Annotated in this window: 13 protein-coding genes; 3 read left to right on the plus strand and 10 right to left on the minus strand. The window is 68.9% G+C overall.

Annotation, left to right across the window (positions count from 1 at the left end):
* Positions 1–58: 58 nt before the first annotated feature.
* The 8 genes from KR541_RS14930 to KR541_RS14965 all read right to left on the minus strand — a co-directional run bounded on the left by KR541_RS14930 (position 59) and on the right by KR541_RS14965 (position 11,594).
* Positions 59–2,068: a sensor histidine kinase gene (locus tag KR541_RS14930; RefSeq protein ID WP_050014743.1), complete on the minus strand. Its 2,010-nt coding sequence runs from the start codon at positions 2,066–2,068 to the stop codon at positions 59–61.
* Between the two features lie 4 nt (positions 2,069–2,072).
* Positions 2,073–3,365 carry a dicarboxylate/amino acid:cation symporter gene (locus KR541_RS14935; RefSeq protein WP_050014741.1) on the minus strand — a complete coding sequence of 431 codons (1,293 nt, stop codon included), beginning with the start codon at positions 3,363–3,365 and terminating at the stop codon, positions 2,073–2,075.
* Between the two features lie 353 nt (positions 3,366–3,718).
* The gene (locus tag KR541_RS14940; RefSeq protein ID WP_050014739.1) at positions 3,719–5,413 is read right to left on the minus strand and encodes a cation acetate symporter; all 1,695 of its coding nucleotides are present in this window, start codon (positions 5,411–5,413) and stop codon (positions 3,719–3,721) included.
* An 11-nt stretch (positions 5,414–5,424) separates the two neighbouring features.
* Entirely contained in the window at positions 5,425–5,730 is a 306-nt protein-coding gene (locus KR541_RS14945; protein ID WP_014895931.1) for a DUF485 domain-containing protein, read from the minus strand.
* A gap of 95 nt (positions 5,731–5,825) precedes the next feature.
* On the minus strand, positions 5,826–7,031 hold the full coding sequence (locus KR541_RS14950) for a CaiB/BaiF CoA transferase family protein (protein ID WP_089488939.1): 1,206 nt from the start codon (positions 7,029–7,031) through the stop codon (positions 5,826–5,828).
* A gap of 30 nt (positions 7,032–7,061) precedes the next feature.
* Positions 7,062–8,207: an acyl-CoA dehydrogenase family protein gene (locus KR541_RS14955; RefSeq protein ID WP_089488847.1), complete on the minus strand. Its 1,146-nt coding sequence runs from the start codon at positions 8,205–8,207 to the stop codon at positions 7,062–7,064.
* Positions 8,208–8,220: 13 nt separating this feature from the next.
* Positions 8,221–9,429 (minus strand): acyl-CoA dehydrogenase family protein, encoded by a 1,209-nt coding sequence (locus KR541_RS14960; RefSeq protein WP_050014732.1) that lies wholly within the window; start codon positions 9,427–9,429, stop codon positions 8,221–8,223.
* A 29-nt stretch (positions 9,430–9,458) separates the two neighbouring features.
* On the minus strand, positions 9,459–11,594 hold the full coding sequence (locus KR541_RS14965) for a 3-hydroxyacyl-CoA dehydrogenase NAD-binding domain-containing protein (protein ID WP_050014730.1): 2,136 nt from the start codon (positions 11,592–11,594) through the stop codon (positions 9,459–9,461).
* A gap of 249 nt (positions 11,595–11,843) precedes the next feature.
* Here KR541_RS14965 and KR541_RS14970 point away from each other — a divergent pair, with 249 nt between their 5' ends.
* From KR541_RS14970 to KR541_RS14980, 3 genes are all read left to right on the plus strand, one after another.
* A complete protein-coding gene (locus tag KR541_RS14970; RefSeq protein WP_050014728.1) occupies positions 11,844–12,806 on the plus strand; it encodes a LysR family transcriptional regulator in 963 nt (320 codons plus the stop codon).
* A gap of 87 nt (positions 12,807–12,893) precedes the next feature.
* Entirely contained in the window at positions 12,894–14,768 is a 1,875-nt protein-coding gene (gene ggt / locus KR541_RS14975) for a gamma-glutamyltransferase (RefSeq protein WP_050014727.1), read from the plus strand.
* Positions 14,769–15,114: 346 nt separating this feature from the next.
* Positions 15,115–16,914, plus strand: coding sequence for a YadA family autotransporter adhesin (locus KR541_RS14980; protein WP_080334294.1), 1,800 nt, complete (start codon positions 15,115–15,117; stop codon positions 16,912–16,914).
* Between the two features lie 126 nt (positions 16,915–17,040).
* Here KR541_RS14980 and KR541_RS14985 read toward each other — a convergent pair whose 3' ends face one another.
* Together KR541_RS14985 and KR541_RS14990 are read right to left on the minus strand one after the other, a co-directional pair.
* Positions 17,041–18,003 (minus strand): ABC transporter permease subunit, encoded by a 963-nt coding sequence (locus tag KR541_RS14985; protein WP_050014726.1) that lies wholly within the window; start codon positions 18,001–18,003, stop codon positions 17,041–17,043.
* Positions 18,003–18,800 (minus strand): taurine ABC transporter ATP-binding protein, encoded by a 798-nt coding sequence (locus KR541_RS14990; RefSeq protein ID WP_050014724.1) that lies wholly within the window; start codon positions 18,798–18,800, stop codon positions 18,003–18,005. The genes KR541_RS14985 and KR541_RS14990 overlap by 1 nt, the downstream gene beginning before the upstream one ends.
* Positions 18,801–18,823 lie beyond the last annotated feature (23 nt).

Here is an 18,823-nt window from a genome sequence, read left to right on the forward strand (position 1 = left end):
GGCGCTCGTTGATGCCGGTCGTTCGCCGACCGGGTCTGCGGCCTACGGCGGGCTCGCGCTAATGCGAGCCCGCCGGCTCGGACACGGAGTCCGGATGATGCGTGCGGGCGCGACGCAGCGTCAAGACGAACAGCGCGCCGCCCGACGGGGCGTTGCGTGCGGTCAGCGCGCCGCCCGCGTCGCTCGCGATCGACGACGAGATCGCAAGGCCCAGCCCGAGCCCGCGCCCCATTTCCTTGGTCGTGAAGAACGGCTCGAACAGGCGCGGCAGCAGATCGGGCGCGATGCCGGAGCCGTTGTCGCGCACCTCGACCGCGAGCGTCGCGGCCGACACCGCGATCGTCACCTCGATGGCCGGCGCCGCGACGCCGGCGACCGCGTCGAGCGCGTTGCCGAGCAGGTTGATCAGCACCTGTTCGAGGCGCAGGTCCTCGCAGCGCGCGACGAGTTCCGGATAGTCGCGCGCCAGATCGAGCGACGCGTCCTGCGCGGGCGACACGGTCGCGTCCTGCAGCGTCAGCGTGAGCGCGACGCCGCGCAGGCGCTCGTCGAGCAGCGACAGCACGCTGCGCAGCGCGCGCACGACGAGCGCCTGCTCGTTGCGCGGCTTCGCGCGGCCGACGAACAGCTTCAACTGGTTCGTGATCTTGCCCATCCGCTCGGTGAGCGCGGCGATCGCCTCGAGATTCTCGCGCGCGGCGGCCTGTTCGCCGCGATCGAGCAGCACGCGCGTGTTGTCCGAGAAGCTGCGCAGCGCCGCGAGCGGCTGGTTCAGTTCATGCGTGATGCCGGCCGCCATCTGGCCGAGCGCGGCGAGCTTGCTCGCCTGGATCAGTTCGTCGTGCGCGGCGCGCAGCTCCTGCTCCGCGCGGATCCGGTCGCCGACTTCCTTCTGCAACTGCTCGTTCGCTTCAGACAAATCGGCCGTACGCTCCTCGACGCGCCGGTTCAGCTCCGCGTACGCCTGTTGCAGCAGCGCACGGCCGCGGATCATCTCGCGCACGCGGGCGCGGCGCATCCGCCAGTAGAACGCGAGCAGCGCGACCGACACGAAGCCGAAGCCGGTGACGATCGTCGCGTTGCGCGCATCGGCATCGATCGGCGCGATCGGCGCGAGCGTGACGAGCTGCCAGTCGGGCTCGCCGATCCGACGCTTGCTGGCGAGAAAGCGCGGCGCGCGCCGGCCGGCGCCCAGGCGCACGATTTCCGCATCGGCGCCGAGCGTCTGCTCGACGCGCAGCGGCAGCGGCGTGACCGGTTGCTGCGCGTACTGGCGCGTTTCGTAGATCGATGCGGCCACAGGCCCCGTGAGCGGGCGCAGCGTATGGTACTTCCACGCGGGCACCGACGACAGGAACACGACACCGTGATCGTCCACGACGACGAGCGGCTCGGACGCATCGGCGCCCTGGAACCATTCGAGGTTGAGCTTCACGACGACGACGCCCGCGATCTTGCCGTCGTGCCACACGGGCTGCGAGATGTAGTAGCCGGGATCGCGCGAGATCGTGCCGATACCGAAGAAGCGGCCGACCCGGCCGTTCATCGCGTCGAGGAAATACGGGCGGAAACGGTATTCGATCCCGACGAAGCTGTCGGGCGCGCGCCAGTTGCTGGCGGCGACGCACAGGCCGTCCGCGCCGATCACGTAGGTGACGGTCGCGTGCGCGTGTTCGTTGAGGTCTTCGAGATAGCGGTTGACGCGGGCGGTGTAGTCGCCGCGCTTCGGCTCGGCGAGCAGATCCTGCACGTACGGATGGCTGCCGAGCAGATAAGGCAGCGATTCGTAGCGGTCGAGCGTGCTCTTGAGCGCGTTGGTGGTGCGATCGACGCGCACCGCGGCATTGCGCTGCAGCTCGGCGACGCCGCGCTGCCAGGTGATCGCCCACGTGAGCGCGCATGCCGCGACGAGCGCGGCGGCGAGCACGACGAGGATGAGCAGGCGGCGCGTCACGGTCGAGGCTTCCTGGCGATGCGGATCGCCTATTGTGTCATAGGCCTGCGCATCGATACCCCGGCCGCCGCGGGCCGCACGGCCGGCGGGCGGTGCCGCCGCCTGCTCGTTCATCGGGTCAGACGCCGGCCGTCTTCTCGGTCGGCGCGACTTCGCCGCCGCCCTTCAGCGCCTGGCGCAGCTTGTTGCGGTCGAGCTCCTTCTCCCATGCCGACACGACGACGGTCGCCACGCCGTTGCCGACGATGTTGGTCAGCGCACGGCATTCGCTCATGAAGCGGTCGATGCCGAGGATCAGCACCATGCCCGACAGCGGGATCGTCGGCACGACGGCCAGCGTCGCGGCGAGCGTGATGAAGCCCGCCCCCGTCACGCCGCTCGCGCCCTTCGACGTGAGCATCGCGACGGCCAGCAGCGTGAGCTGCTGCATCCACGTCAGCTCGATGTTGGTCGCCTGCGCGATGAACAGCACGGCCATCGTCATGTAGATGTTGGTGCCGTCGAGGTTGAACGAATAACCGGTGGGCACGACGAGGCCGACGACCGAACGCGAGCAGCCGGCCTTCTCGAGCTTTTCCATCAGCTGCGGCAGTGCGGCTTCCGACGAGCTCGTGCCGAGCACGATCAGCAGCTCTTCCTTGATGTACGACACGAAGCGAATGATCGAGAAGCCGGTGGCGCGCGCGATCCCGCCGAGCACGACCAGCACGAACACGACCGACGTCAGGTAGAACGTGCCGATCAGCTTGAGCAGCGGCACCAGCGAGCCGACACCGTACTTGCCGATCGTGAACGCCATCGCGCCGAACGCGCCGATCGGGGCCAGCTTCGTGACGATGTGCACGATGCCGAACAGCACGCGCGTCAGGCCGTCGATGAAGTCGGTCACGACCTTGCCGCGCTCGCCGAGGTGCGCGAGCACGCTGCCGAACAGCAGCGCGATCAGCAGGATCTGCAGGATTTCACCCTGCGCGAACGCGTCGACCATCGTGTTCGGGATGATGTGCATCAGGAAGTCGACCGTCGACTGCCCGTGCGCCTTCGCCGCGTACGACGCGACGGCCTTGCCGTCGAGCGTCGCCGGATCGATGTTGAAGCCGACGCCCGGACGCAGGATGTGCGTGGCCGCGAGGCCGAGCAGCAGCGCGAAGGTCGACACGATCTCGAAGTACAGCAGCGCCTTGCCGCCGACGCGGCCCACCTTCTTCATGTCCTCCATGCCGGCGATGCCGGTGACGACCGTACAGAAGATGATCGGACCGATCACCATCTTGATCAGCTTGATGAAGCCGTCGCCGAGCGGCTTCATGTCGGTGGCGAGCGCCGGGTAGTAGTGGCCGAGGATCACGCCGACGATGATGGCGAAGATCACCTGCACATAGAGCACTTTGTAGAAGGGTTTCTTCTTCACGATGGTTCCTGCTGAAGTAGATGAGCCGATGGAAACGGCGTCACGCGCGCGGACGAATGTCAGGGGAGTCACTCGCCCGCGCGGCTGCCGTGCCGCAACAAGCGATGCCTCAGGACATCCCGAGGGGGAGGAAGGCAGTGGTCATCGGTTGTCTCCTTGCTTGCTGTAGTAGTTCGGCCGGGGGATGGCCGTGCGCTTTATATCGCAAGGTCGATGCCAGGTTTCCGGAACCCCTCAAGCCGTTGTTTTCATTGTATTTCCCATAATGCGGCAGGCAAGGAAATCCGGTATTCCGGATTTCCGGAAAATATCCGTCCGGCGATCCGGACGGATGCATCGTTTCATCGGATGAATCAATGGTGGACGGCGCGGCTCGCGAGCACGCCCGTCTGCGCATAGAACTCCTGCCGAGCGAACGCGTCGCGCTCGCGGCGTGCGCGTTCGCCGCGATCCGCGAGCGAGCCGACCACGATCCCGACGAACGCGAGCGGCACCGACACCAGCGCCGGGTTGTCGAGGAACACCGGCGCATGCGCATGGTGCAGCACGTCGACCCACACCGACTTCGACAGCACCGTGAGCGCGACCGCCGACACGAGGCCGAGGCCGCCGCCGAGCACCGCGCCGCGCGTGGTCATCCCGCGCCAGAAGATCGACATCGCGAGCACCGGGAAATTGGCGCTCGCGGCCACCGCCGCGACGAGCCCGACCATGAACGCGACGTTCACGTGCTCGAACAGGATCGACAGCGCGATCGCAATGGCCGACAGCCCGATCGTCGCCGCGCGAGAGATGCGCATCTCGAGCCGTTCGTCGGGCTTGCCGCGCGCCCACATCTGCGCATACAGGTCGTGCGAGATCGTCGTCGCGCCGGCGAGCGTCAGCCCCGCGACCACCGCGAGGATCGTCGCGAACGTGACGGCCGCGATGAACCCGTAGAACCAGTTGCCGCCCACCGCCTGCGCGAGCTTCACCGCGACCATGTTCGAGCCGCCGAGCAGGTCGTGCGTCAGGTTGAACGTGCCGTTCGCGCCGAGCCGGAAGAATTCCGGATGCTGCGCGAGCAGCACGATCGCGGAGAAGCCGATCACGAAGGTCAGCAGGTAGAAGTAGCCGATGAATCCGGTCGCGTAGAGCACCGACTTGCGCGCCTCCCTCGCGTTCGGCACCGTGAAGAAGCGCATCAGGATGTGCGGGAAGCCGGCCGTGCCGAACATCAGCGCGATGCCGAGCGACAGCGCGTTGGCCGGGTCGCGGATCAGCTTGCCGGGCCCCATGATCGACAGCGCGCCCGGATGCACGGCCACCGCGCGACGGAACATCGCGTCGATGCTGAAGCCGAATTCGCCGAGCGCGAGCAATGCGAGCAGCGTCGCGCCGCACAGCAGCAGCACGGCCTTGATCACCTGCACCCAGGTGGTCGCGGTCATCCCGCCGAAGAACACGTAGACGACCATCAGCACGCCGACGATCAGCTCGGCCGTGCCGTACGACAGCCCGAACAGCAGCTGGATCAGCTTGCCCGCGCCGACCATCTGCACGACCAGGTACAGCACGACGATCGTCAGCGCGTTCGCCGAGGTCAGCAGCCGGATCGGCCGCTGCGCGAAGCGGTACGCGACGACGTCGACGAACGTGAACTTGCCGAGGTTGCGCAGCGGTTCGGCGATCAGGAACATCACGAACGGCCAGCCGACCAGGAAGCCGATCGAGTAGATCAGCCCGTCGAAGCCGAACATGAATACCATGCCGGACAGCCCGAGGAACGACGCGGCCGACATGTAGTCGCCGGCGATCGCGAGCCCGTTCTGCAACCCGGTGATGCCGCCGCCGGCCGTGTAGAAGTCGCGCGTCGAGCGCGTGCGGCGCGCGGCCCAGCGCGTGAGCGCGAGCGTCGCGAACACGAACGCGAAGAACATCCCGATCGCGACGGGGTTCAGCTCGACCTTGTCGGGCATCGGGCCGGCAACGCCGGTCGCATGGGCGGTGGAGGAAACGAGGGAAACGAGGATGGCCAGCGCGCCGGGCGCGCTCGAAATGCATCGCATGTCGGGCTCCGTCACGAACGTTGCAGGATCGCGTCGACGCGGCGGTCGAACGCACGGTTCGCGCGCAGCACGTAGCACGCGGTCAGGCCGATCGCGACCAGGATGATCGCGACGCCCGCGGCGATCCCGACCGTCGTCGTCGCGCCGCGGTACAGCGGCGCGGCGAGCACGTGCGGCGCGAGCGCGACGAGCAGGATGAAGCCGTAGTACGTGGCGATCATCAGCGCCGTCAGCGTGAAGCTGAAGCGGCGCCGGGCCCGCACGAGCTGCTGGTAGTCGCGGCGCGCCGTGACCGATTCGATGACGGAAAGCTCCATGGTGTCTCCATTTCCGGCTCGTCATGGCGAGCGGTGTTGCGTGGCATGGTCGGCGCGCGTCGACTCACCGCCCGCGCCGCGGCGGAACAAGCGATCTACACGACGCGATCCGCCCGCAGCCGCGCGACGTCCTCCGCCGACATCCCGAGCCAGCCGCCGAGCACCGCGTCCGTATCCGCGCCAAGCACCGGCGGCGCACCGCGCACCGGCAGCCGCGCGCCGTCGAAGCGGTACGGCGGCGCGAGCACGTCGACGCCGCCCGCGACCGGATGCGGCTGCCGCGTGACGAGCCCGGCGCGGGTCGCGCGTTCGGACGTCAGCGCTTCGTGCAATCCGAGCACTTCGCCGCACGGAATGCCCGCCTCGGCGAGCGCCGCCAGCAGCGTCGCGCGCGAGCGGCGCGCGAGTTCGCCGCGAATCTCGGGCAGCAGGCAGGCGCGATTCTCCGAGCGGCCAAGGTTGGTCCTGTAGCGTTCGTCCGCGGCGAGATCGGGCCGCCCGATCGCATCGCAGAAACGCGCGAACTGCGTGTTGTTGCCGACCGTGATCACGAGCGGGCCGTCGGCCGCGTCGAACACGCCGTACGGCACGATCGACGGATGCGCGTTGCCGTAGCGGGGCGGGTCCTCACCCATCAGCAGCGCGTCGAGCCCGTAGTACGCGGTGATCATCAGCCCGCAGTCGAACAGCGCCATCTCGATGCGCCGCCCGCGCCCGGTCGCGTGGCGCTCGTACAACGCGGCGAGGATCGCCTGCGCCGAATACATGCCGGTGAACAGGTCGACCGCCGCGACGCCGAACTTCAGCGGCGGCTGGCCAGCCTCGCCGTTCAGCGCCATCAGCCCGGCCTCGCCCTGCACGACGAGGTCGTAGCCGGGCCGCGCGGCCTCCGGGCCCGAGCGGTCGTAGCCGGAGATCGCGCAATGCACGAGCCGCGGATTCAGTTCGGCCAGCGCGTCGTAGCCGAGCCCGAGCTTCTCCGCGCCGCCGCACTTGAAGTTGTGGAGCACCACGTCGGCCTGCGCGGCCAGCTCGCGCGCGATGCGCTGGCCGGCTTCCGTCTGCAGGTCGACGCAGATCGACCGTTTGCTGCGATTCACGCTGTTGAAATAGGTGGTCTCGGTGTCGCCGATCCGCAGCCCCCAGTCGCGCGTATCGTCGCCGCGCGCCGGATGCTCGACCTTGATCACTTCCGCGCCGAAATCGGCGAGCACCATCGCGCACCACGGGCCCGCGAGCACGCGCGAGAAATCGAGCACTTTCACGCCGGCCAGCGGCAGCGCGCGCGTGTCGTTCGTCATCGTCGTCTCCTCCATTCGCGTTTTCCGCGCTTATTGTTTCGACAGCGCGATGTAGCGCGCGAGGTGGTGATCCTCGTCGCCGAGCTGATGATCGATCATCACGAGACGCTTCGCGTAATGCGACAGCGGCAGCTCCCACGTCATCCCGATCCCGCCATGCAACTGGATGCTTTCTTCCGCGACCAGCGTGCCGATCCGGCCGATGCTGTATTTCGCCGCCGAGAGCGCGCGCTCGCGCACCGCGCGCGGCGCATCGAGCTGCGCGGCCGCGTTGATCACCGCCGAGCGCGCCTGCTCGACTTCGAGCAGCAGGTCGGCCATCCGGTGCTGCAGCGCCTGGAAGCTGCCGATCGGCAATCCGAACTGCTTGCGCGTGCGCAGGTAGTCGAGCGTGTGCGCCTTTGCGACGTCCATCGCGCCGAGCGCTTCCGCCGACAGCGCGAGCAGCCCGTAGCCGAGCACGCGTTCGAGCAGTTCGGCGCCCGCTTCGCCGTCGAGTGCATCCGGCGCGCCGAGCGCGGCATCGGCCGGCAGCGCGACACGCTCGAAGCGCACTTCGGCCGCGCGACCGCCGTCGATCTTCCTGTAATCGCGCAGCGACACGCCCGGCGCATCGGCCGGCACGACGAACAGGCCGATGCCGGCCGCGTCGTCGTCGTTGCCCGACACGCGCGCGCTGACGACGAAGAACGCCGCCTGCGCGGCCTGGTCGACGACGCCCTTCGCGCCCGTCAGCACCCAGCCGTCGCCCGACCGTTCGGCGCGCGTGCGCACCGTCGTCAGTTCGTAGTGCGAGCCCGGTTCGTCGTGCGCGAATGCGGCGCTCGCGCTGCCGTCGATCAGCGCGGCGAGCCGCTCGCGATGCGCATCGCCGCCGGCGAGCGCCAGCGCACGGCCCGCGAGCAGCGCGCCGAGGAACGGCTCGACGACGAGCCCGCGTCCGAGGCATTCGAACACCACGGCGATGTCGAAGCCCGCGCCGCCGAAGCCGCCGTCGGCTTCGGCAAACAGCGCGCCGACCGTGCCGAGTTCGGCGAAGCGCTGCCACATCGCGCGGTCGAAGCCTTCGGCCGACTGCGCGATGCGGTCGCGCACCGGGAACGCGTACTGTTCGGCGATGAAGCGGTTCAACGTGTCCGCCAGCATCCGGCGGTCTTCTGTGTGCTGGAAATCCATCGTCGCGTCCCTCTTACAGCCCGAGCATCATCTTCGCGATGATGTTCTTCTGGATCTCGTTCGAGCCGCCGAAGATCGACAGCTTGCGGTTGTTGAAATACTGCTGCGCGGCGCTCGCGGCTTCATCGGGGCCGACCGGTTCGCCGGCATAATCGGCGTCGAGCGCGTCGTCGACGAACGGCTGCGCGTACGGCCCCATCGCGCGGCGCATCAGCGCGGTGATCTCCTGGCGGATCTGCGTGCCGCGGATCTTCAGCATCGAACTTTCCGCGCCCGGCACGCCGCCGCCCGCGACCGCGGCCAGCACGCGCAGGTTGGTCGTGCGCATGTTTTCGAGCTCGATCTCGACGCGCGCGACGCGTGCCGCGAAGAACGGATCGTCGGCGAGCGGCCGGCCGTTCTTCGTGACCTTCGCGGCGACCGCGCGCAGCCGGTCGAGGGCCGCGGTCGAGAAGCCGATCCCGGCGATGTTGGTGCGCTCGTACGTGAGCAGGTATTTCGCGTAGGTCCAGCCGCGGTTCTCTTCGCCGACGAGGTTCTCCACGGGCACGCGCACGTCGGTGAAGAACACCTCGTTCACCTCGTGCTCGCCGTCGAGCGTGATGATCGGGCGCACTTCGACGCCCGGCGTGTTCATGTCGATCAGCAGGAAGCTGATGCCTTCCTGCTTGCGCACGTCGGTCGCGGTGCGCACGAGGCAGAAGATCATGTTCGCGTAGTGGCCGAGCGTGGTCCATGTCTTCTGGCCGTTCACGACGTAGTGATCGCCCTGCGCGTCCACACCCCGCACCGCGCTCGTCTTCACCGCCGCGAGGTCGGAACCGGCGCCCGGCTCCGAATAGCCCTGGCACCACCAGTCGGTACCGTCGAGGATGCGCGGCAGCCAGTGGCGCTTCTGCGCTTCGCTGCCGTACTTGATCAGCACGGGGCCGAGCATGTTCACGCCGAACGGCACGATGCGCGGCGCACCGGCGAGCGCGCATTCGTTGTCGAACAGGAACTTCTGCGCGACGCTCCAGCCGGGGCCGCCGTATTCGCGCGGCCAGTGACTCGCGAGCCAGCCGCGCGCGTTGAGGATCGCATGCCATTTGCGCATGTCGTCGCGCGTCAGGTGCAGGCCGCCCTTCACCTTGCGCGCGATGCGCTCCGGCAGTTCGGCTTGCAGGAAGCGCTGCACTTCCGTGCGGAACGCTTCCTCTTCGGGAGTGAAATTAAGGTCCATCGTGGGTCCGTGGCGAATGCGGTGGGCGTTCAGTCGATGCGGTTCAGGCTCGCGAAATCCGCGCCGCGCGCGACGAGATCGACGAGCAGCGGCGACGGCTTCCAGAACAGCGGATCTTCGTTCGCGAACGCGCGGATATCGGCGAGCACGTTCGCGAGGCCGACCGTGTCCGCATAGTGCATCGGGCCGCCGCGATAGCGCGGGAAGCCGTAGCCGTACAGGAACACCGCGTCGACATCGAGCGGACGCAGCGCGATCTTCTCGTGCACGACGTTCGCGCCTTCGTTGATCATCGCGGCGAGGTAGCGGCGCAGGATCTCGTCATCGGTGAACGTGCGCGGCGTGACGCCCTTCTTCGCACGCTCTGCCGCGACGATCGCGTCGACTTCCGGGTCGGGCGTGCCGACGCGCGCGCCGTCCGGATACAGGTAGTAGCCGCGGCCGGTCTTCTGCCCGAACCAGCCGCGCTCGCACAGCCGGTCGGAAATCTCCACGTAGCGCGCGTTCGGATCGCGCGTCGCCGCGCGGCGCTTGCGGGTCGCCCAGCCGATGTCGCCGCCCGCGAGATCGACCACCTGAAACGGGCCCATCGGGAAGCCGAATTCGCGCACCGCGCGATCGATCTGGTACGGCGACGCGCCGTCTTCCATCAGGGTGTCGGCGGCAGTGCGATAGACGGCGAGGATCCGGTTGCCGATGAAGCCGTCGCACACGCCCGCGCGCACCGGCGTCTTCTTCAGTTGCTTCGCCAGCGCGAACGCGGTCGCGACGACGTCCGCGCTCACGCGCGCCGGCACGACGATCTCGAGCAGCTTCATCACGTTGGCCGGCGAGAAGAAATGCAGGCCGATCACGTCGGCCGGCCGGTCGATGCTCGCGGCCAGTTCGTCGATGTCGAGATACGACGTGTTGGTCGCGAGTACCGCCCCTGGCTTGCACACGCGCGCAAGCTCGGCGAACACGGCCTGCTTCACGGCCATGTCCTCGAACACGGCCTCGATCACGACGTCGGCCTGCGCGAGCGCGTCGTACGACGTACTGCCCTTGAAGCGCGCGAGCCGCGCCGCGTGCGCGGCCGGCGTCATCCGTCCTTTCGCGACGAGGCCGTCGTACACCTTCTCGACGTGCGCACGGCCGCGCTCGAGCGACGCTTCGTCGCGTTCGATCATCGTCACCGGCAGCCCGGCGTCGAGCGCCGCGACCGCGATGCCCGCACCCATCGTGCCGCCGCCGACCACGCCGATCCGTTCGACCGGCCGCGCGCTCGCGCGCCGCGCCTCGGGCGCCTTCGCCGCTTCGCGCTCCGCGAAGAACGCATGCATGAGGCCCGCACGCTGCGGGCTGTCGATGCATTGCAGGAACAGGCTGCGTTCGTACTTCATCCCGGCGTCGAACGACTGCGTGAGCGCGGCCTCGACCGCGTCGACGATCTTCGCCGGCGAGAAGAGCCCGCGCGACTTCTTCGGCAATTCCGCGCGCGCCGCGTCGATCGCGGCCTGCGCGGCCGCGCGGTCGGCCAGGCCCTGCGCGTCGCGCGTGCGGCGCACCGGCGCGCCGAGCGACACGAGTTCCTGCGCATAGGCGAGCCCTTCGGCGAGCGTGTCGTCGCTGTGCGCGATGCGATCGACGAGGCCGAGCACGAGCGCTTCGTCGGCGCTCGCATGGCGGCCCGTCAGCATCAGGTCGAGCGCGGCCTTCGCGCCGATCAGGCGCGGCGCGCGCTGCGTGCCGCCCGCGCCGGGCAGCAGGCCGAGCGTCACTTCGGGCAGCCCGAGCTTCGCGCCGGGCACGGCGAGCCGGTAATGGGCGGCCAGCGCGACTTCGAGGCCGCCGCCGAGCGTCGCGCCGTGCAGCGCGACCACGACCGGCTTGGCACCCGATTCGATCCGCTCGCACACGTCGGGCAGCGACGGCGGCACGGGCGGCTTGCCGAATTCACGGATGTCGGCGCCCGCGATGAAGTTGCGGCCGGCGCCGACGATCAGCACCGCGCGGATCGCGTCGTCGGCCTGCGCGGCGTCGATCGCGTCGGCGAGGCCGCGCCGCACGTCGGCGGACAGCGCGTTGACGGGCGGATGGTCGATCGTGACGACGAGCACCTTGTCGCGCCGTTCGCGCGTGACGGTGCCGGCCATCGGGCTGGCAGGGGAAGCGGTGGCATTCATCGTGTCTCCAGTGGTGCGGTGCGCCGGGCGGCAGGAACCGGTCGGGCCGGCTAGCAGGGCCGGTGCGCGAGCCGGTCCCGGCGGCGCGGGAAACCGTCCGGCATGGTTGCCGGGCATGACTCGATTCTCGATTGATCGAGATTCATTGACAATTTCCGCACGCCTTTACAAGCTGTCAAGTCTGACTTGACACTGAATGCTTCCGGACCGTTTCTGTGCGTTAAACGGGACGGATCAGGAGACACCCGCATGGACCTGAACGCGCTGACGCTGCTCGTCGAGATCCTCGACGCCGGCAATCTCAGCAAAGCCGCGCAGCGACTCAAGATGAGCCGCGCGAACGTCAGCTACCGCTTGAACCAGCTCGAACGCTCGATCGGCCAGCAGCTCGTGCGCCGCACGACGCGGCGCATGGAGCCGACCGAGATCGGGCTGACGCTGTACGAGCACGGCCGGCGCATCCGCAACGAACTGCTCGCCGCGCAGGAATCGGTGACGACGCTCGGCCAGGACCTGCAGGGCCGCGTGCGGCTGTCGGTGCCGAGCGGCTACGGGCAGATGGTGATGTCCGACTGGCTGCTCGCGTTCAAGCGGCTCCATCCGGGCATCGTGCTCGACGTGGTGTTCGAGAATCGCGTGGAAGACCTGATGCGCGACGAAGTCGACATCGCGATCCGCGTGATGTCCGAGCCGCCGCAGAACCTCGTCGCGCGCGACATGGGCGCGGTGCGCTACGTCGCATGCGCGTCGCCCTCGTTCGCGGCCGCGCACGGGATGCCCGCGAGCCTCGGTGCGCTGGCCGCAGCTCCCGTCGTCACCGCGACGGTGCTGGGCCGGCAGTTGCGGATCGCCGCGTATCTCGGCGACGAGCGCCACGAGGTGCTGCTCGAACCGACGCTGATTTCGGAGAACTTCCTGTTCCTGCGCCAGGCGATCCTCGCGGGGATCGGCGTCGGCATCGTGCCCGACTACGTGATGCAGGACGACCTGCGGCACGGCGCCGTCGTCACGTCGCTCGATGCGTACCGGCTGAGCATCTTCGGCACCCACATGTACATGCTCTACATGCCGAACCGCCACCACACGCGCGCGACGTCGACGTTCATAGAGTTCATCCTCGAACAGGCCGGAAAGACCGGCCGGGGCGGGCCCGGCGGGATGCGTCAGGGTTTCCTGTCGGATGACAAGCCGCCGGGCGCACGGCGACAATAGCGCGCCGGGGCGGGCAGCGCCGTTGCGCCCGCACCGATGTCAACGTCAACGCCGCTCTCCTTCGAATTCACTGCTGCCGAGGGTTCCATGTTCGACCGGATTCGTCCGCATTCGCGTCCCTGGACGCTGCTCGCCGCCGTCGCGCTCGTCGCGTTGAACGCCGGCTGCACGTCCCCGTCCGCGCGGTCGGGCGCCGTCGTCCCGGTCGCCGCCGCATCGGGCGCGGCCGTCCCGCTGCCCGGCGTTCATGCGCCCGAACTGTCGTCCGGCTGGACCGACAAGCCGGGCTGGACCTCGCAGCACTTCATGATCGCGGCCGCGAACCCGCTCGCGACGCAAGCCGGCTACGACATGCTGAAGGCCGGCGGCACCGCGATCGACGCGGCGATCGCGACGCAGATGGTGCTCGCGCTGGTCGAGCCGCAATCGTCGGGGCTCGGCGGCGGCGCCTTCATGCTGTATTTCGACGGCAAGTCGACGCAGGCGTACGACGGCCGCGAAACCGCACCGGCCGCCGCGACCGACCGGCTGTTCTACGGCCCGACCGGCCAGCCGATGAGCTTTTACGAAGGTGTCGTCGGCGGGCGTTCGGTGGGCACGCCGGGCGTGCTGCGCATGCTCGACGCCGCGCACCGCGCACACGGCAAGCTGCCGTGGCGCCGGCTGTTCCAGCCGGCCATCCGGCTCGCCGAGCGCGGCTTCACGATCAGCCCGCGCCTCGCGATGCTGATCGCGAACGACAAGTACCTGAGCAGCGATCCGGCCGCGCGTGCGTACTTCTACAACAAGGACGGCTCGCCGAAGGCGGCCGGCACGGTGCTGAAGAACCCCGCGCTCGCGACCGTGCTGCGCCAGGTCGCCGACCACGGCGCGAATGCGTTCTACACCGGTGCGATCGCGCGCGACATCGTCGCGAAGGTGCGCAAGCATCCGACCAACCCGGGCCTGCTGTCGCTGCAGGATCTCGCACGCTACAAGGCAAAGGTGCGTGCGCCGCTGTGTACCGATTACCGGCGCTCGGTCGTGTGCGGGATGCCGCCGCCGTCGTCGGGCGGCCTCGCGATCGCGCAGATGCTCGGCATCCTCGAAGCGATGCCCGACTGGCAGCAGATCGGCGCGCAGAAGCCGGTGCGCAACGACGTCGGCTACGAGCCGACACCGTTCGCCGCCCACCTGTTCAGCGAAGCCGGGCGCCTCGCGTATGCGGACCGCGCGCGCTATGTCGCCGATCCCGATTTCGTGCCGCTGCCGGGCGGCAGCTGGGCGAGCCTCACCGACAAGACCTATCTCGCGCAGCGCGCGCACCTGATCGGCGACAGCAGCATGGGCGTCGCGCAGGCCGGCACGCCGCAGGGCGCGGCGCTCGCGATGGCCGACGACCGCAGCCCCGAGCTGCCGTCGACGTCCGACATCGCGATCGTCGACCGCTACGGCCAGGCGCTGTCGATGACGACCAGCATCGAGGATGCGTTCGGTTCGCGGCTGATGGTGCGCGGCTTCATGCTGAACAACCAGCTCACCGATTTCTCGTTCGTGTCGAACGACAACGGCCGGCCGGTCGCGAACCGCGTGCAGCCCGGCAAGCGGCCGCGCTCGGCGATGTCGCCGGAGCTCGTGTTCGACAAGAAGACGAAGCAGGTGACGATGATCGTCGGCTCGGCCGGCGGCCCCGCGATCATCAATCACGTCGCGAAGACGCTGGTCGGCGTGCTCGACTGGGGGATGACGATGCAGCAGGCGATCGCGCTGCCGAACTTCGGGTCGATGAACGGGCCGACGCAGCTCGAACGCGGCCGTGTGTCGGACGCGCTCGCCGACGGGCTGAAGGGCCGCGGACACGACGTACGGGTCGTCGAGATGAACTCGGGGCTGCAGGGGATCCAGCGGCTGAACGTGCAGGGGCAGACGGTGTGGTTCGGCGGCGCGGATCCGCGGCGGGAAGGGGTGGCGATGGGGGATTGAGCGGGCCCGTGCGCGGCGGCGCACCGCGCCGCGCGAACCCATTCCACGGCCCATCTGTGCCGACATACGGACTCGTCTTACGGGCGCTGCGCGCGTCCTGCCTTTCGACCCGGTCTGACCGCGATGTCGCACTTCGCGCCTAATATCGCGTCTCATACCTATCGCCTCAAATTTCGTATTCGTCTGATCGACGGCCTATAAGTCGCTCCGTATAGTCGTCCGCTCAAACCGCAGCCGCCTTATTCGCTCATCCCGTTCGCAACGGCGATGCGCTCCGCTGCAGTCGATGCGTATCGTCGCCATTTCCGGCAGCGTGCGCGAAATTGAACGATCAGGAGTCCGATTCATGTTCCACCCCGTCACCCCACCACCCGACAACGCGCGTGCCCGCTCGCGCATTGCGACGCACCGGCCGCGCCTGTCCGCACTCGCCTTCTCGCTCGTCGCGCTCGCGTCGGGCTACAGCCATGCCGCGCAGCCCGATCTGGTCCTCGACAACCTTGTCGTCAAGGCCGGCGCAACCCCGCCACCCAGCGCAACGGGCGCAGGTTCGATCGCCCTTGGTCCCGGCGCGCAGGCAAAAGGAGAAGACGGCGGTGATTACTCGGCAATCGCGATTGGCGGAGCAGCAATCGCCGACGGGCGATCCACGATCGCCATCGGCGAAGGAACGAACGTTCACGGCGATCGCTCGAGCGCGCTCGGGGTCGGGTCGAACATCAACGCGAACCGCGCGCTCGCACTCGGCGCGGATGCGGTGGTCACCGCGCACGACGCGGTCGCGCTCGGGCAAGGCAGCGTCGCCGACCGAGGCAACACCGTGTCGATCGGCAAAACCGGCAACGAGCGGCAGCTCGTCAATCTTCGCGCCGGTACGAACGACACCGACGCAGTCAACCTGTCGCAGCTCAAGCCGGTCGTCGAGGCGCTCGGCGGCGAAGCCGCGATCAACGCGGACGGAAGCGTACGCAGTCCGAACTATACGGTCGACGGAAAGTCGTTCAACGATGTCGGCAGCGCGCTGACGAGTCTGGACGATCGAGCCAAAGCCAACACGCAATCGATCACGATGCTCGACGGCCGCGTCACGAACGTCGAAGGCGACGTCAAATCCATCCGCGTCGATGTCGACGATCTTGGCACGCGCGTCAACAACGGCACCACCGGCCTCGTGCGCCAGGATCCTGCGAGCCTCGCGATCTCGATCGGCGCCGACAAGGGCGGCGCGTCGGTGAGCCTCGCAGGCACGGATGGCACGCGTACGCTGACCGGCCTGTCGAACGGCGTGAGCGACACCGACGCCGTGACGATCGCGCAGTTGAAGGCAACCGGCCTGGTCGACCCGGACGGCAAGCCGCTCAGTGCGCTCGTGTACGACGACCTGTCGCTCGGCCGCGCGACGCTCGGCGGTGTCGGCGGCACGCTGCTCGACAATGTGCGGCCCGGTGCGATCGTCGCGGGCGGCATGCAGGCCGTCAACGGCGGGCAGCTCTTCACGATGCAGCAGCAATTCGACAGCCGCTTCGATTCGCTGAACACGCGCCTGTCGGACATCGAGAAGAACGGCCCCGCCGTTACGCCGCCGGCGGGCAACCATGGCAACGACTTTGCGCAGCTCGGCGACGGCTCGGGCGCGACCGGCTCGAATTCGATGGCGCTCGGCAAGGGCTCGACTGCGTCCGGCGACGATAGCCTTGCGATCGGGAACAACGCGACGGCATCGGGCAACAACTCGGTCGCGCTCGGCAACAACTCCGTCGCCGACCGCGACGACACGGTCTCCGTCGGCGCGCCCGGTCAGGAGCGGCAGATCACCAACGTCAAGGCCGGCACCGCACCGACCGATGCCGTGAACGTGCAACAATTGCGCGACCAGATCGGCAGCGTGCGTAACGACATTGACCACTATCGTCGCGACGCAAGCGGCGGCATCGCGTCCGCCGTCGCCATCGCAAACCTGCCGCAGGCATCGCTGGCAGGCGAAAGCATGGTCTCGATCGCCGGCGGCACTTACAGCGGGCAGTCGGCCGTCGCGTTCGGCCTGTCCACCGCCACGCGCAACGGGCGCTGGGTGGTCAAGGCGTCCGGCTCCACCAATACGCGCGGCACGGTCGCGGTCGGCGCCGGCGCCGGTTATCGCTGGTAAGCCGTCGCCACTCGGCCACCGGTATCACGCGACAAGGGCCGGGCTTCGCTCGACGCGAAGCCCGGCCCTCTTTCCGCCTGCAGCGCAGAGCGACTGCCCGCGTCACGCCCCGTCGCGCCCCCCGACCTATCCCCGCCCCTTCCACGGCACCACCCGCCGCTCGATCCATCGCATCGCGAGATCAAACAGCCACGCGATCGCGCCGATGATCAGGATCCCCATCACGACGATATCCGTGCGCAGGAAGCTCGATGCGTTGAGCACCATCTGCCCGAGCCCGGCCGTCGCGGCGACCATCTCGGCCGCGACGAGCGTCGTCCAGCCGAACCCGATCGCGATCCGCAGCCCGGTGAGGATCTCCGGCAGCGCGGCCGGCAGCACCACATGCCGCACGATCTGCGCGAAGCTGCCGCCGAGCGAATACGCGGCGTTGATCTGCTCGACCGTCGCGGCGCGCACGCCGGCGCGCGCGGCCATCGCGATCGGCGCGAAGCACGCGAGGAAGATCACGACGAGCTTCGCCGTTTCGTCGATGCCGAACCAGATCACGACGAGCGGCAGGTATGCGAGCGGCGGCAGCGGCCGGTAGAACTCCAGCAGCGGATCGAGCACGCCGCGTGCAAGGCGGCTCACGCCCATCAGGATGCCGGCCGGCACGCCGATCGCGGTGGCGAGCAGGAACGCGCCGAACACGCGCGCGGCGCTCCACAGCAAATGCTCGGACAGCGGCAGGCCACCCTGGATGCGGCCATGCCAGGCGTCGACGAATGCCACCCACACGGCTTCCGGCGCGGGCAGGAACAGCGGCGGCAGCCACTGGCGATGCGTGGCGACCCACCACAGCACGGCCAGCGCTGCAACCGTCGCCGCGCTCAAGGCCGCCGTCTTCCCCTCCCCCGGCAACCGGTAGCGGTGCGACGACGGCGCACGACGCGCGGCTGCCTGAGTCCGCGTGCGATCGTCCTGCTCGAAACCTGCGACCGTCCCGCCGGCCGTCCACGAATCCTGCGTGCTCATGCTGTCCTGCCTGTGCAAAGTGCTGATCCGACCGCGTCCGACCGACGCGCCCTGTCGCGCGAGTTCGTGCATCACGCGGCCGCCTCGGCTGCCTCGTCGCGATGCAGATACGCGATCAGCCGCTCGCGCCACGCGATGAATTCCGGTGACGACTTCACCGCGCGCGCATCGCGCGATTCGACGTAGCGCCGCGCGAACGGCAGTTCGAAGGTTTCCGCGATCCGGCCGGGGCCGGGCGTCATCACGACGAGACGCGTCGCGAGGAACAGCGCCTCCTCGACGTCGTGCGTAATGAAAAACACCGTCTTGCCGGTGCGCGCCCATACGTCGAGCACGAGCGCCTGCATCGTGCCGCGCGTCATCGCGTCGAGCGCGCCCATCGGCTCGTCCATCAGCAGCACGCGCGGGTCGCTCGCGAGCGCACGCGCGATGCCGACCCGCTGCTGCATCCCGCCCGACAGCTCGTACACACGCGCATGCGCATGGCGCTCGAGACCGACGAGCGCCAGCATTTCTGTTGCCCGCGCTTCACGCTCGGCTTTCGACACGCGCGCGAAGCGCAACCCGAGCGCGACGTTGTCGAGCACATCGAGCCACGGCAGCAGCGCGTATTTCTGGAACACGACGCCACGATCCGCGCCGGGGCCCGTGACCGGCACGCCGTCGACGCATACGTCGCCGGTCGTCGGCGCGACGAAGCCGGCCATGCAGTTCAGCAGCGTGGTCTTGCCGCACCCGGATGCGCCGAGCGCGACGACGAATTCACCGGCATCGATGCGCAGGTCGACCTGCGCGAGCGCCTGCGCCGTCGGCCTGCCGCGTTCGCCCGGATAGGCGACCGATACCTGACGGACTTCCAGCGTGCTCATGATCGAAGGGCTCCGCGATGAGT

The organism is Burkholderia sola, assembly GCF_905400185.1.
In the GTDB taxonomy this organism is placed as follows: domain Bacteria; phylum Pseudomonadota; class Gammaproteobacteria; order Burkholderiales; family Burkholderiaceae; genus Burkholderia; species Burkholderia sola.